The organism is Oscillibacter ruminantium GH1, from assembly GCF_000307265.1.
Lineage (GTDB): Bacteria > Bacillota > Clostridia > Oscillospirales > Oscillospiraceae > Oscillibacter > Oscillibacter ruminantium.
Map to the genome: position 1 here is coordinate 67,143 of NZ_DF158896.1, position 13,023 is coordinate 80,165.

14 protein-coding genes and 2 pseudogenes are annotated in these 13,023 nt (G+C 51.0%); 11 read left to right on the plus strand and 5 right to left on the minus strand.

The genetic code is table 11. The features are described from left to right. Positions 1 to 14: 14 nt before the first annotated feature. Complete coding sequence (locus ON16_RS00425; RefSeq protein ID WP_040658518.1) at positions 15 to 1,013, plus strand: GGGtGRT protein; 999 nt, start codon at positions 15 to 17, stop codon at positions 1,011 to 1,013. A 137-nt stretch (positions 1,014 to 1,150) separates the two neighbouring features. Here the strand turns inward: ON16_RS00425 and ON16_RS00430 are convergent, their stop codons facing one another. Together ON16_RS00430 and ON16_RS15725 are read right to left on the minus strand one after the other, a co-directional pair. Then, positions 1,151 to 1,696, minus strand: coding sequence for a tyrosine-type recombinase/integrase (locus ON16_RS00430; RefSeq protein WP_158441594.1), 546 nt, complete (start codon positions 1,694 to 1,696; stop codon positions 1,151 to 1,153). Between the two features lie 95 nt (positions 1,697 to 1,791). Beyond that, positions 1,792 to 2,013, minus strand: a complete 222-nt coding sequence (locus ON16_RS15725; RefSeq protein WP_207643782.1) for a hypothetical protein — start codon at positions 2,011 to 2,013, stop codon at positions 1,792 to 1,794. 444 nt (positions 2,014 to 2,457) lie between these two features. Between ON16_RS15725 and ON16_RS00435 the strand changes: the two genes are divergently transcribed. The 3 genes from ON16_RS00435 to ON16_RS00445 all read left to right on the plus strand — a co-directional run bounded on the left by ON16_RS00435 (position 2,458) and on the right by ON16_RS00445 (position 5,921). Further along, positions 2,458 to 3,174, plus strand: a complete 717-nt coding sequence (locus ON16_RS00435; RefSeq protein WP_051131439.1) for a response regulator transcription factor — start codon at positions 2,458 to 2,460, stop codon at positions 3,172 to 3,174. 28 nt (positions 3,175 to 3,202) lie between these two features. Next, positions 3,203 to 4,747: a HAMP domain-containing sensor histidine kinase gene (locus ON16_RS00440; RefSeq protein ID WP_243441735.1), complete on the plus strand. Its 1,545-nt coding sequence runs from the start codon at positions 3,203 to 3,205 to the stop codon at positions 4,745 to 4,747. Between the two features lie 517 nt (positions 4,748 to 5,264). Then, complete coding sequence (locus tag ON16_RS00445; protein WP_051131440.1) at positions 5,265 to 5,921, plus strand: hypothetical protein; 657 nt, start codon at positions 5,265 to 5,267, stop codon at positions 5,919 to 5,921. A 376-nt stretch (positions 5,922 to 6,297) separates the two neighbouring features. On the opposite strand, the pseudogene ON16_RS00450 reads toward ON16_RS00445, so the two are convergent. After that, positions 6,298 to 6,459: pseudogene (locus ON16_RS00450) on the minus strand (pyruvate ferredoxin oxidoreductase); the annotation flags it as partial. A 146-nt stretch (positions 6,460 to 6,605) separates the two neighbouring features. Further along, positions 6,606 to 7,937, minus strand: coding sequence for an EAL and HDOD domain-containing protein (locus tag ON16_RS00455; protein WP_040658525.1), 1,332 nt, complete (start codon positions 7,935 to 7,937; stop codon positions 6,606 to 6,608). Between the two features lie 331 nt (positions 7,938 to 8,268). Between ON16_RS00455 and ON16_RS00460 the strand changes: the two genes are divergently transcribed. The 7 genes from ON16_RS00460 (at position 8,269) to ON16_RS00490 (ending at position 12,472) form a co-directional block, all read left to right on the plus strand. Further along, a complete protein-coding gene (locus ON16_RS00460; RefSeq protein ID WP_040658526.1) occupies positions 8,269 to 8,661 on the plus strand; it encodes a Fur family transcriptional regulator in 393 nt (130 codons plus the stop codon). A gap of 18 nt (positions 8,662 to 8,679) precedes the next feature. Then, positions 8,680 to 8,982 carry a hypothetical protein gene (locus tag ON16_RS00465; RefSeq protein WP_040658527.1) on the plus strand — a complete coding sequence of 101 codons (303 nt, stop codon included), beginning with the start codon at positions 8,680 to 8,682 and terminating at the stop codon, positions 8,980 to 8,982. Positions 8,983 to 9,087: 105 nt separating this feature from the next. Continuing rightward, positions 9,088 to 10,092, plus strand: a complete 1,005-nt coding sequence (locus ON16_RS00470) for a metal ABC transporter substrate-binding protein (RefSeq protein WP_040658529.1) — start codon at positions 9,088 to 9,090, stop codon at positions 10,090 to 10,092. Continuing rightward, entirely contained in the window at positions 10,089 to 10,385 is a 297-nt protein-coding gene (locus ON16_RS00475; protein WP_040658530.1) for a DUF1292 domain-containing protein, read from the plus strand. The genes ON16_RS00470 and ON16_RS00475 overlap by 4 nt, the downstream gene beginning before the upstream one ends. 2 nt (positions 10,386 to 10,387) lie before the next feature. After that, complete coding sequence (locus ON16_RS00480; protein ID WP_040658532.1) at positions 10,388 to 11,110, plus strand: metal ABC transporter ATP-binding protein; 723 nt, start codon at positions 10,388 to 10,390, stop codon at positions 11,108 to 11,110. After that, complete coding sequence (locus ON16_RS00485; protein WP_040658534.1) at positions 11,100 to 11,945, plus strand: metal ABC transporter permease; 846 nt, start codon at positions 11,100 to 11,102, stop codon at positions 11,943 to 11,945. Before ON16_RS00480 ends, ON16_RS00485 begins: the two co-directional genes overlap by 11 nt. Further along, positions 11,942 to 12,472 (plus strand): hypothetical protein, encoded by a 531-nt coding sequence (locus tag ON16_RS00490; protein ID WP_051131441.1) that lies wholly within the window; start codon positions 11,942 to 11,944, stop codon positions 12,470 to 12,472. Before ON16_RS00485 ends, ON16_RS00490 begins: the two co-directional genes overlap by 4 nt. A 342-nt stretch (positions 12,473 to 12,814) precedes the next feature. Here the strand turns inward: ON16_RS00490 and ON16_RS00495 are convergent. Beyond that, positions 12,815 to 13,023: pseudogene (locus tag ON16_RS00495) on the minus strand (pyruvate ferredoxin oxidoreductase); the annotation flags it as partial.

The following is a 13,023-nucleotide window of genomic DNA, read 5'->3' on the forward strand; positions in this document are numbered from 1 at the left end:
GGAGGACACGAAAAATGGCTCTGTTTGAAAGCTATGAAAGAAGAATCGAGAAGATCGACGCTGTCCTCAAGGAGTACGGCATCGGCTCCGTGGAGGAGTGCCGCGAGATCTGTAAGGCTGCGGGCTTCGACCCCTATGAAATTACCAAGGCCATTCAGCCCATCTGCTTTGAAAACGCCTGCTGGGCGTACTGCGTGGGCGCGGCCATCGCGCTGAAAAAGGGCGTGCAGAACGCCGCTGAGGCCGCCGAGGCCATCGGCATCGGTTTGCAGTCCTTCTGCATCCCCGGCTCGGTTGCCGAGGACCGCAAGGTGGGTCTGGGCCACGGGAACCTTGCCGCCATGCTGCTGCGGGACGAGACGAAGTGCTTCGCGTTTTTGGCGGGTCACGAGTCCTTTGCCGCCGCTGAGGGCGCCATTGGTATCGTCCGCAACGCAAACAAGGCCCGCAAGACCCCGCTGCGGGTCATTCTGAACGGGCTTGGCAAGGACGCCGCTCAGATTATCAGCCGGATCAACGGTTTCACCTATGTCCAGACCCAGTTTGATTACTATACCGGCGAGCTGAAGGTCGTCCGGGAGACCAAGTATTCCGAGGGCGAGCGGGCAAACGTCCGCTGCTTCGGCGCGGACGACGTGCGGGAAGGCGTGGCTATCATGCACCACGAGGGCGTGGACGTGTCGATCACCGGCAACTCCACCAACCCCACCCGCTTCCAGCATCCGGTGGCGGGCACTTATAAGAAGGAGTGCGTGGAGCAGGGAAAGAAGTACTTCTCCGTGGCCTCCGGCGGCGGCACGGGCCGCACCCTGCACCCCGACAACATGGGCGCCGGCCCCGCTTCTTACGGCATGACCGACACCATGGGCCGGATGCACTCCGACGCGCAGTTTGCCGGTTCCAGCTCTGTCCCCGCGCACGTGGAGATGATGGGATTCCTCGGCATGGGCAACAACCCCATGGTGGGAGCCAGCGTGGCCGTCGCAGTTGCCGTGGCAGAGAGCAAGAAATAAGGAAAAACGCTGTTTTTGTAACTTTTCAGGCAAGAATAAACCGCCCGATTCCAGACGGAATCGGGCGGTTTTGGCGTTTTGTTTACAATTTGTCCACGCTTTTTTACGGTGTACGTATAAACTCGAAAGCAACGCCGCTACGAATGCATCCCTTGCAGTTTATTGCGGGAATCTTCGTCCATGGTTTCTGTGATATGGTTGGTATAGCGCTCGGTCATTTCAAGGTTCGTATGGCCGAGTTTCTCTTGAATGACTGCAAGAGGAACGCCGGCTTCCAACAAGGCAGTCGCGTGCGTGTGCCGCAGCGAGTGAAAGTCCCAATCAGCGGAAATTACCGGCATTCCTGCTTTGTAAGTACCATGGATGATTCGACCCACATGCTGCAAGATACGCGGGTGAATGAATTGACCGTTTTCACGCGACATGACCATTTGAACGGGGAGTTCAGTAGAATCAGTCGAAAGAATTCCGCCATCCATGAACGCATTTGCCGGTGCATTCAGGACGGTCATTGCTGTATAGAGGTCGTCATAATAGGCACGGGCTCGTGTCTGCTTTTCCACTTCCTGCCTGAGAACGGCAGCAGTATCTGCATCCATACTGATTGTCAGATAAGAGTCCCATTTAGGGACGGGAAAGACCCGCTGCTTGACGGATTCGTCCATCTGAATCTGACTGTTCAATGTAATCGTCCGCTTGTTCAAAGTCAATATCTGGCCACATCAAGCCGAACACCTCATCCAAACGGAATCCGCAGCGGTAGGCCAGCAGCAAAGTATTATGAGCCGGGTGTCCTTCCGGAAAACGCTTCATGATTGGGTCCCATTCGTCTGCCGTCACAGTCCGGTGTCGTCAAACAGGTTGGGGCGATGCTTCTGTTCGGCGAGATTTGCACCATCTTCCCGCAGCTTACCGGACCCTGAATGTGCCGCTCCTGACGCAGCCGCAGCTTCTCCAGCGCGGGGCGGCTATAATAGCCCTCCGCCAGTGCTCTTTCCATCACGGCGACCCAAGGCATTTGCGTCTTGTGGTATCCGTACTGCCTTGGATATGAGCAGGTTGGAGAGTGCTTCTTGACGGAGCCGCTGTACTGTTTCATACCAGTCACAGGTCACTGAGGCAAGCCGCCCTGCAATTTTTATAAACGGTTCTTCTCGAATGTGAAGAGGCGGAATTCGTTGATAAGCCGTTTCATCCTGATAGAACCGAATACATCCCAATATTTCTACGTTATCACGTTTCAGTGGATAATTGCCTTTTGCGGGAAGATTTGCAAAATATCTCCAATATTGTTCTTTTAAAGCACCTTTTCGTGCTGCCTGAAACAGGAATTCGAAATCTCGCTGTGATTTACTTTCTACCTCTATGGAAAAGCAGCTAATTTCGCGTCCCTCTTTCTGTGTGGGCCCGCCAAAAGAATCCTGATGGAAATTTATAAGCCGCTATGGTAAAATTAAAAAAGCTGTGTACAGAGGAAGGTGAAAATGTGGCGGGATTGATTTTGATTGCAGAGGACGATGAAGACATTCGTGCAATGCTCAGACTCTATCTTGAGAGCGAAGGGTTTTCCGTCACGGAGGCGGAAAACGGCACTGCGGCATTGCTGCAAGCCCGGGAACAACGGCCGGATCTGATCCTTCTGGATATTATGATGCCGGAGCTTGATGGCTTTTCTGTAATCAAAGCGCTGCGGTCGGAGAGTAATATTCCAATTTTGATTCTCTCAGCCAGAACGCAGGATCATGATAAAATTCTGGGCCTGAATCTGGGCGCGGACGATTACATAGCCAAGCCCTTCAACCCATTGGAAATTGTGGCTCGTGTCCGGGCGCTGCTTCGCCGTGCGGGCATGACCGAAAGCGATGTCCTGACGGTTCGGGATTTGAGGCTGGACACCCGCGGCTTTCAACTGACAATGTCCGGCGTTCCTGTCGACCTGACTCCTACGGAATATAAAATACTGGCTCACCTCATGCGTTCTCCCGGGCGGATCTTCACGAAGGTGCAGCTCTATGAGGCCGTCAATGGTCAATTTTTTGAGAGCGACGACAACACAATGATGGTTCATATCTCCAAGCTGCGGGAAAAGATCGAGGATGATCCCCGGGACCCTAAATACATCATGACCGTGAGAGGACTGGGCTATAAGATTGAAAAGTAGGCACAGACGGGGTGGCCTTTTTGCGCTGTTGACCCGAAATTATCTGTTTTTTACGCTGACGCTGCTGACAATATCCGTTGGAATTTACGTTCTTTGGACTGCCCGCCTGAATCAGATATACCTGGGTGCGGATTGGTCGGCGTTGCTGGATGACCCCGCGCTGGCTGAGGAAAAATATGACCGGCTTCAATTCAATCTGACAGGGAAGGAAAGTGCCTTTTTGATCCTGAACAGCGCGGGCACCGTTCTTTACTCCTCGGGAAACGCGGAGGATATGTCCTTAACGCCCAGTGAAGTGGCGTGCGTTCCTGAGTACGGTGCAGACGTCTATGTAAATATGGCGGAGATTTGGCGCGATGGCAGAAAACAGTATCTGGTGACCCAAAGCACTTACGATGACGACGGATATATGACCATGGAACATATTATGATGCTGGACGCGGACTATCAGGTGCTTGACGGAGGATTTGGAGACGGGCGCAGTGGCTATACGCGCAGCGAACTGGATTATCTGACTGGGAAAAAGCCTGCGGGAAAGGAACTTTTTCGCAGTGAATTTACCGGGAAACAGGGGGAAAAGCTGACAGTGCTGCTGTGTGCTCCCAGATGGACACAGGAGGGGTATCAAGAGGCATACCAAAATTCGCAGCAGATCTGGCTTCTGTTCATCCCACTTTACCTTGCGGCGACAGGGGGATTTATCTGGTGGATGAACAGGCGCATCCGCCATCCGCTGGATCGGCTGAATACGGCGATTCTGGCGCAGGCTGAGGGTTGTCCGGTTCGAGTGGGAGACTGTGGCGGACCTGAAGAGATCCGGCGGATAGGGGAGAGCTTTGACCGGCTGTCTGTTCGGTTGGAAGAAAGCGAGGCGGAGCGGCGGCGTCTGGATGACGGGCGGCAGAAGCTGATTGCGGATATCTCACACGATCTGAAGACCCCTATCACGGTCATTGCCGGTTATGCCGACGCTATCTGCGACGGGAAGGTTTCGCCTGAAGAGATGGAGAAGGTGCTTCGTGCCGTGCGAACCAAATCTACGTCTCTGACGGAATTGATTAACGCCTTTCATGAGTACAGTAAAATAGAGCACCCGGAGTTTGCTCTGCACTTAGAGCGAACTGACCTCTGCGAATTTTCCCGGGAGTATCTGGCGGAGAAATATGATGAGATCGACCTTGCTGGATTTGTCCTGCAGCCGGATGTTCCCGAAAGTTCTGTTTGGGTGCGGCTGGACCCCTTTCACTTTCGACGGGTACTGGATAATCTGCTGTCGAATTCTCTGCGTCACAATCGGCCGGGCACACTGCTGTTTTTTGAAGTGTGCCTTCAGGAACGCGCCGTCCGGCTGACCGTGGGGGACAATGGCACAGGGATTCCACCCGCAAAGGCAAAAGCCATCTTTGAGCCGTTTACAGTGGGGGATGACTCCCGCTCCAAAGGCGGCAGCGGGCTGGGACTGGCCATCACTCGCCGAATCGTGGAAAAGCACGGAGGCTCAATTTCTCTGGCGATGTTCCCAGCGCCCGGACGCAGCACGGAATTTGTCGTAATATTGCCACTGAGCGAATAATGAACTGCAACCTATCAAGAGGACAGTAGGATGACCCGGGACCTCTCCATGGGACCATTATCAATGCAGTGTGCCACATGGGGCATACTCTGAATCATCACCGGCCTGTTCAAGCTTAGAGTAAAAGGTTCTATTTGTAGATTGAAAACCTCCGTTACTATAAAAAGTGAGTGAGCTTCAGGATAGCCTTAACCGCTTTATCAAAGTTCTTGAATACAAGGGAATTATCATTACGTTCACTTTGACGGGATACCGTTCACTGTCCTCCATAGAAGGAGCATATTACAGGGCGGGTGGTTTTTTGTGCAGTCACAAACCTTTCCAAATCTTAAGGTTTTGCACAGAGAAAATAAAGAGCCGCTTGCTATGCTGTCAAGATAGCCAAGAAGTGGACCTGCCAGAGACAGTCATCGTTCCTGTGTTGCCATCCGGCCCCAAAATTTCAAGATGCCTTGTGGGTGGCAGACGGCGGCGTTCCTAATGGCTTGATGAATTGAAAATTATGGAGGAAATCATTATGAATGCAAGGAAAGTCTCTTTGATGCTGCTGACAATCACAGCAGCTGCGGTGCTGGCTGCCTGTGGAGAACAGGCCGAATATGAAGAGCCCATGTCAAATCCGGAAGTCACCCACCCCGACGAATCCGCCGCCGTTTCCACCGAAAACGCCCCTACCTTGGATTATGACATCGGCGTTGCGGTTCCCATGCCTTCGGAGACGGCAAAAAACGAAGAACTGGAAAAGCTTATTATCGACGAATGGTCCATTCCCGAGGAGACTCAGGCAGACACCCGGTATTACTACAATTATGTGGATCTGAACGCAGACGGAACTGATGAAGTTCTGGCGTTGGTTGTAGGGGACTATACCAGCGGCAGCGGCGGCAGTTCCATGCTGATCGCTTCCCAAAAGGACGGAAAGCTGACTGCCATGCAGAGCCTCTCCGGAATTCAGGCTCCGGTGATTGCAGGCGATACAATGGAAGGCGAATGGATGGATCTTATTGTTGCCAGTGGCGGCGGCTGGGTAACGCTGAACTACGATGGCAAGGGATATCCCACTGTAAGCGATGGCACGGCGCTCTCTAGTCTGGAAAACGTATCTGGCTATGCTGTGTTTTATAACGATCTGGCCGCAGATGTGGACGGAGGCAGCGCCTTACATTTGGGTTAAGCCAAAACACAAGAACGGAAAGCCCCCGTAATTGTCCGTTAATGTCTTGCATCGGGAGGGGAGGCGCGGACGATCAACGCTCCGTTTTCTTTCCCATTTTGCCAGTCTCGCTTTGCATATGCTTTTATCTATAATGGGTGTACAGGAGCTGAAACGTTAAACAAAGCTTACACGGGTTTAGCAATTCCACCAAAAACGGCGGCTCTACGGTGTGATACATTTCTCCACGCATATAAGATAATAAGGGCAAAAAAATTGGGCAGGAAGCCAAAGCTTCTTGCCCAATTTTCATTTGCAACCTGCTTGTTTGCCGGTAAGCTAGTTTGGTTTTCATACTTCCTTAAAGGAAACGTTATTGATCGCGCACAAAAACAAATTATTCGCCGCAGAGGAACAAAAGCTCCTCCCAGTTCTTATCGACTTCCTTCTGGACTTCCTCGATCATCCACTCGTTGCCCTTTTTGAACATGTGGGCAAAGCGGCCCTGCATCTTGAGGTATTCCTCCACCGGCAGCTTGTTTTTGGGCTTATAGCTGATGCCCTTGGGCACGCTGACGCTTTGGGCCTGCTGGCGCTTGACCTCCATGTAGTAAGTACACGGGGGTGACGTACACGCCGACGGCCATAACGCACCCCTTCGCCTTGGCGGATGGGTTTTCCGCAATTGCCGGTTCAGCGTTGGCGTTACGCTTCCTCATCGGGCTGAGGAACATCGTCCGGAGCGGTAATCCGTGCCCAAGTAATATTGGCGCGGTCCACCGAGTCAAAATACAGACTGGTGAGCAGATTGGTGGGAATATGGAGTTCGTTTGCCAGAGCACTGATCTGATCCCAGTCCGCCCGCTCATAGCTGAGCAGCAGCGCATACAACTTTCCGGCTGTGCCCTCTTGGTGAAGCAGAGCGTTTTTCACCTCGTCCGCAACGGGGACCTCGGTCAAAATCTCTTCCATGGGTGCGTCTACCAAGTATCCAAGCGTAGAAAACATACCGAGCAAATAGGCGTCTCCCTTGGAAATGGAGAGCGAATCCCGGATATATTCGACCAGATCACTGCAAAAATTGGCCCGCTGGAAAGACAGCTTCAAGAATTCTTCAGAAGACGGGTCAATTTCGTTTTCCGCATTGCTTGCGCTGAGCAGATAAATCCATTGGCGCAGCTGTCCCAGTCCCAGCGTCATAATCGCCTGACGGATTGTTGTGGAGCGGTGCATTGAGGAAAAATAAACGGAGTTGGCCATACGCAGAAGCCCCAAAACCAGAGAGGCATCCTGAGAAACCATTTGCTCAATCTCATCGATGTCCGGCTCGTCTCTCGTGACGGCAACCATCAATCGGAAAAAGTTGCTTTGCAGATACCCCACGGCATGTGCCTTGGAAGAGAGCTTCTCCGCTACAAAAGGACCCTCCAGCGCATCTGCATGCAGCTTGACGGCACAATCGTAAAGTTCACTGCTGGTAATGTTTGTAGCAATACACCGCTTTCCCATGCTGTGTGCAAGCTCTATGACGTTGGTCAGGGTCGGAACCGGCGCAGTGGCAAAATTCAGTTTAATGTAATGAATTTCACCTATCAAAGAAAGATAACGGGGGGCAAATTGAAATTCGTTCACAGCAATCTGATACCCCTCCTTGATGAACTGGCGGATAAAGTGCATCGCCAGCGGATGGATAATCACATTGTCATCAATCTGAATGACCAGTTCGGACTGCTTAAAGAGCCGGGGCGCTTTTTTCATCAGCAGGGTAGGCGTGAAGGTCATAAAATTCAGCGTGCCTGCCAAAGCCTTGTCTGTATTCAGCGTTAAAAAGTTATAGATCGCGTTTGCCGCGGCAAAATCATTGCTCGTCGATGTGCCGCTGGACGCAGCAGTGGGCGCGCCGGCGACGCTCCCCTCTTCCGCTACGGACGTGTCGCCGCCAAACGCCTGATTTTCCCCGTGGTAGAGAAGCTCATAACCGATGACGGTGCTGTCCCGGTCCTTGATTGGCTGCCGTACAATATATTTACTGCTCACCGTATTCCTCCTCGGCAGGCCGCAGCAGCGAGCGGATTGAGTTGCGCTCACGCTGTGCCCAAATTTTATTGTAAAAGTTACATCTAACTCTATATCGGACATAATTCAAAAAAAATAATACCATCGTATAGACGGCTTTCAGCGGCCGCTGCTGCTATTCTTCTGCAAGAGGGAGGCTCTTGTCCGTGATGGGGCTTGCTTTCGTATTGGAAACCCTATGCCGTAGATATGCTGAATTGCTTGAGAAATGTCCGCAAAAACATTGACTTTCGTGCTTCTCTAAATTATAATAAAATTTGCGACTAAATCGCAAATATTGGGAGGCGGGCTTGTGAAGGAATATCAAACGGAGCAGCGCAAGACACTGCTGCGGTTTTTCCAAGAGAATCAAGAACACAAATTCTCAATTGATGATATAATTCGTGGCTTACCGCCGGAGGCCCCCATCAGCCGCAGCGCCATTTACCGCAATCTTAATAAAATGGTGCGCGACGATCTGCTTAAAAAGACCATAGAGTCCACGGGGCGAAAGAGCTTATATCAATATGCGCCATTCAAAACCTGCTGTGACAGACTCCATCTGCGCTGTGAGAAATGCGGGAAGATCATGCATTTGGAAAACGAATCGGCAGAATCGGATTTGACGGCGCTTTTGGCGAAAAACGGCTTTGTACTGGATGAGCACGCCACCGTGTTAGTCGGTGTTTGTAAAGAATGCAAATAAGGAAGGAGATGAAAAAGCATGACACATAGCAGAAAAACAAAGCTGGCCGCGCTGATTCTTTCCGCATTTTTTTGTTTTGTGATGGCTTTTTCCGTCTTCTTTATTGCCGCCGAATCCGACCACGACTGCACTGGGGCAGATTGCCCCATTTGCGCTGAAATCGCAATGTGTGTCACGCTGCTTCAGACCACATCTGTTGCGGCTGCCATTACTGCCACGATTCAGCTTTCTCGGTTTGCTGTTGAGCCGGCGCTTGGCAATTATGAAGCCAAGCGCTATTTGAATACGCTTGTTTCCTTAAAGGTCTTGCTTCTGAATTAAGCTGTGTTTTGAACAAGGAATTTCTATACCCTTTTGGGGAATAGAAACTCCTTGGATTTTTGCGCCCATTTTTCAAAATACAACTAAAATTTGGAGGCTCTTATTATGAAAAAAGGTATTGCACTCGTATGGTCCCTTGTCCTTCTGGTCGGCATTCTTGCGGGTTGTTCCAATGCGTCTACCCCGTCCACTTCTTCTGCAAGCAGCGAAAACAAGGAGAAACTGAGCGTGGTCTGCACAATTTTCCCGGAATACGACTGGGTAAAGCAAATCCTTGGCGACACGGCTGAGAATGCAGAGATCACGATGCTGCTGGATAACGGTGTGGATCTGCACAGCTACCAGCCCACAGCTGACGATATTATCAAACTTTCCACCTGCGACCTGTTTATTTATGTGGGAGGAGAGTCCGACGCGTGGGTTGAGGATGCCTTGAAAGAAGCAACCAACAAAGACATGGTGGTAATTAACCTGCTGGATGTACTTGGCGACACCGTGAAGGAAGAAGAAGTCGTTGAGGGCATGGAGGCCGAGGCGGAAGAAGAGAGCGAAGAAGTGGAGGCGGAGCCGGAGTACGATGAGCATGTGTGGTTGTCTCTGAAAAACGCGGAGATTCTCTGCAATTATATTGCCAAGCAGCTTGAGACGATTGACGCCGCAAATGCAGACATTTATGAAGCCAATGCAAAGGCCTATCTCGCCCAGCTGGATTCTCTTGACGAGCAATATCAGTCTGTCGTTGACCGCGCTCAATTCCATACGGTGCTGTTTGGCGACCGCTTCCCCTTCCGCTATCTGGTGGACGATTACGACCTTGATTATTATGCCGCCTTTGTGGGCTGCTCCGCAGAAACAGAGGCCAGTTTTGAAACAATTGCATTTCTGGCAAGGAAGGTTGATGAACTTGGCCTTACCAGCGTGATGACCATCGAAGGCGCCCAGCATAAAATTGCGGAAACCATTATTGAGAATACGGCAGAGAAAAACCAGTCTGTACTGGTAATGAATTCGATGCAGTCCACGACTTCTGCGGATGTCGGCAGCGGAACGACCTATCTCTCGATTATGGAAGAAAATCTTCATGTTTTGACGGAGGCGCTGAACGGATGACGGAACACCACACACATGACAGCAATCCCGGTCACGGGTTGATTACGCTCACGCTGGAGGACGATTCCGTCCTCCAGCTCCAGCCCCTTGTCACAATCGAAATCGACGGTCTTGAATACCTTGCCCTGACGCCGCCCGGGGAGGAATCCGAAGATGTGTACTTTTACCGGTTCATTGAACATGGGGAAAATGACATTGAACTGTTGAATATCGAATCAGAAGATATTTTGGACGCTGTGATGGACGAGTTTGAAAAATGGTTTGACGAGCAGTTCAAACAGCAGGAGGAATAAACATGGCAATACTCACCTGTCGAGATTTGTCGCTGGGCTATGAGGGCAAAAAAGTGGTTGAAGGGTTGACCTTCACAGTGGAGTCCGGAGAGTATCTGTGCATTGTTGGCGAAAACGGGTCGGGAAAAAGCACACTCATGAAAACAATACTCCGGCTGAAAGCGCCGCTGTCCGGTCAGATCTCGACAGGTGACGGCCTAAAGCAGACGGAGATCGGCTATTTGCCACAGCAGACCGTGGTTCAAAAAGATTTTCCTGCATCTGTTCGAGAAATTGTTTTGTCCGGCTGTCTGAATCGCTGCGGATTCAGACCTTACTACTCCCGAGAGGAAAAGGCCCTTGCGGAAATGAATATGGGAAAAATGGGGATTGCGAGTCTGGCAAAGCGCTGTTACCGAGAACTTTCCGGCGGTCAGCAGCAGCGCGTTCTGCTTGCCCGGGCACTCTGCGCAACCCGAAAGCTGCTGCTTTTGGATGAGCCGGTTGCGGGGCTTGATCCCAAGGTTACAGCGGAAATGTATGCTTTGATTGAAAAGCTGAATCGTGATGAGGGAATCACCGTTATCATGATCTCTCACGACATTGCGGCCGCAACCCGGTACGCCAGTCATATTCTGCACATCAGCAGCAAGCCGCTCTTTTACGGAACAACTGCCGATTATCTGCAAACCCCCATTGGCAAGGCTTTTGTGATGATGGAAGGAGGCGCTCAGGATGCTCGATAAACTAATGTTCTATTTTCAGTACCCGTTTGTGCGTTATGCGTTGGTGGTGGGTATCCTGATTGCATTTTGTTCCTCTCTTCTGGGGGTTACGCTGGTGTTGAAGCGTTTTTCCTTTATCGGAGACGGTCTTTCCCATGTGGCATTCGGGGCCATGGCGGTTGCAACTGTGCTGAATTTGACCAGCAATATGCTGCTAATCCTTCCTGTTACGGTAATTTGTGCAGTTCTGCTGCTTCGCACGGGCCAGAACACAAAAATCAAAGGAGACGCAGCCGTCGCTATGATTTCTGTGGGCGCGCTGGCGCTTGGCTACCTCCTGATGAATCTCTTTTCCACCTCGGCCAATTTGACCGGCGATGTCTGCTCCACTCTGTTTGGCTCAACCTCGATTTTGACGCTGTCCAAGGGGGAGGTCTGGCTCTGTGTGGCAATATCCGTGCTTGTGATTGCGGTATTTTTGCTGCTCTATCATAAAATCTTTGCCGTTACCTTCGATGAAAACTTTGCCCAGGCCACAGGAACAAAGGCGAATTTCTATAATTTAATAATTGCCATCGTCATTGCGCTTGTCATCGTTCTTGCTATGAACCTTGTGGGCTCTTTGCTGATCTCCGCACTGGTGATTTTCCCGGCGCTGTCCTCTATGCGGATTTTCAAGAGTTTTGGTTCGGTTATTATCTGCTCTGCCATCTTTTCGGTTGTTTGTGCCGCTATTGGGATACTGATTTCGATTCTTGCCGGTACACCGGTAGGATCAACCATTGTCGCCATTGACATTGGAGGATTTATCATGTTTTGGCTTGCAGGAGCCGTGATGGGGGGCATTGCAAAATGAAAACGACAGTCTGCTTATTTTTCGCCGTATGCATTCTGTGCTGCAGCCTGTGCGGGTGCGGTACGCAATCAGGCGTGTCTGCGGGTGGGGACTCAAGCCCCGCAGCTTCCAATCAAAACGAATTTTCCCAGCAGACAGAGGGTTCCGCGCCTGCGTCCGATGAAAGTGATGTGGTCGATTTAACGGTTCTCAGCAGTACGATGGTCTACGCCGAGGTCTACAACATGATGTTTACGCCGGAGGATTACATTGACAAGACGGTCAAAATGCGCGGTCAGTTTGCGGTCGGTCAATACGTGGATGAAAACGGACAACTAGACCCCGAACCGGTATACTATGCCTGTGTCATTGCCGACGCGACTGCCTGCTGCCAGCAGGGACTGGAATTTGTGTTGGATGGTGATTTTACTTACCCGGATGATTATCCGGAGCTGGGTTCGCAGATTACCGTCACAGGTGTCTTTCAGACCTATGAGGATAATGGTTATACCTGTTGTCATTTAGTTGACGCGAAATTTATTGATTAAACCTGCATTTTATGGCTGCTTTCTAGGCGTTATCGCTTTATTGCATACTAATACAGACCGGAAGAGTAGGGAGGTTGCCATGCGGTATCCCTTCATATATTGAAGCCGTATACGGCCATATCTGTTATAAGCTGGCGCTGATTCTTTCGGGAAAAGTAAATTCAACAGCATAAGACTTTTATGTTGCGGTCATGTCTTATCGCACCGACCTCTTTATCTGCCACGACGCAAAAACCATCCCAGCAGAGCAAGCCAGATGGCCAGAGGGCGGACGCATCACTGCGTCCGCCCTCCGGCCAAAACGGGAAAGTATATATGCAAGAGGTAAGTGTATGAAATAAATTATTCGCCGCAGAGGAACAAAAGCTCCTCCCAATTCTTATCGACTTCCTTCTGAACTTCCTCGATCATCCACTCGTTGCCCTTTTTGAACATGTGGGCAAAGCGGCCCTGCATCTTGAGATACTCCTCCACCGGCAGCTTGTTCTTGGGCTTATAGCTGAGGATATACTTGCCCTCAACCACCTCGTACAGCGGCCACACGCAGGTCT

Bases quoted from the DNA above. Each gene is read 5' to 3' on its own strand.
- ON16_RS00425 (WP_040658518.1), top strand. From the start codon at position 15: ATGGCTCTGTTTGAAAGCTATGAAAGAAGAATCGAGAAGATCGACGCT.
- ON16_RS15725 (WP_207643782.1), bottom strand. From the start codon at position 2,013: ATGGAAAGAGCACTGGCGGAGGGCTATTATAGCCGCCCCGCGCTGGAG.
- ON16_RS00435 (WP_051131439.1), top strand. From the start codon at position 2,458: ATGGTAAAATTAAAAAAGCTGTGTACAGAGGAAGGTGAAAATGTGGCG.
- ON16_RS00445 (WP_051131440.1), top strand. From the start codon at position 5,265: ATGAATGCAAGGAAAGTCTCTTTGATGCTGCTGACAATCACAGCAGCT.
- ON16_RS00465 (WP_040658527.1), top strand. From the start codon at position 8,680: ATGACACATAGCAGAAAAACAAAGCTGGCCGCGCTGATTCTTTCCGCA.
- ON16_RS00470 (WP_040658529.1), top strand. From the start codon at position 9,088: ATGAAAAAAGGTATTGCACTCGTATGGTCCCTTGTCCTTCTGGTCGGC.
- ON16_RS00475 (WP_040658530.1), top strand. From the start codon at position 10,089: ATGACGGAACACCACACACATGACAGCAATCCCGGTCACGGGTTGATT.
- ON16_RS00480 (WP_040658532.1), top strand. From the start codon at position 10,388: ATGGCAATACTCACCTGTCGAGATTTGTCGCTGGGCTATGAGGGCAAA.
- ON16_RS00485 (WP_040658534.1), top strand. From the start codon at position 11,100: ATGCTCGATAAACTAATGTTCTATTTTCAGTACCCGTTTGTGCGTTAT.
- ON16_RS00490 (WP_051131441.1), top strand. From the start codon at position 11,942: ATGAAAACGACAGTCTGCTTATTTTTCGCCGTATGCATTCTGTGCTGC.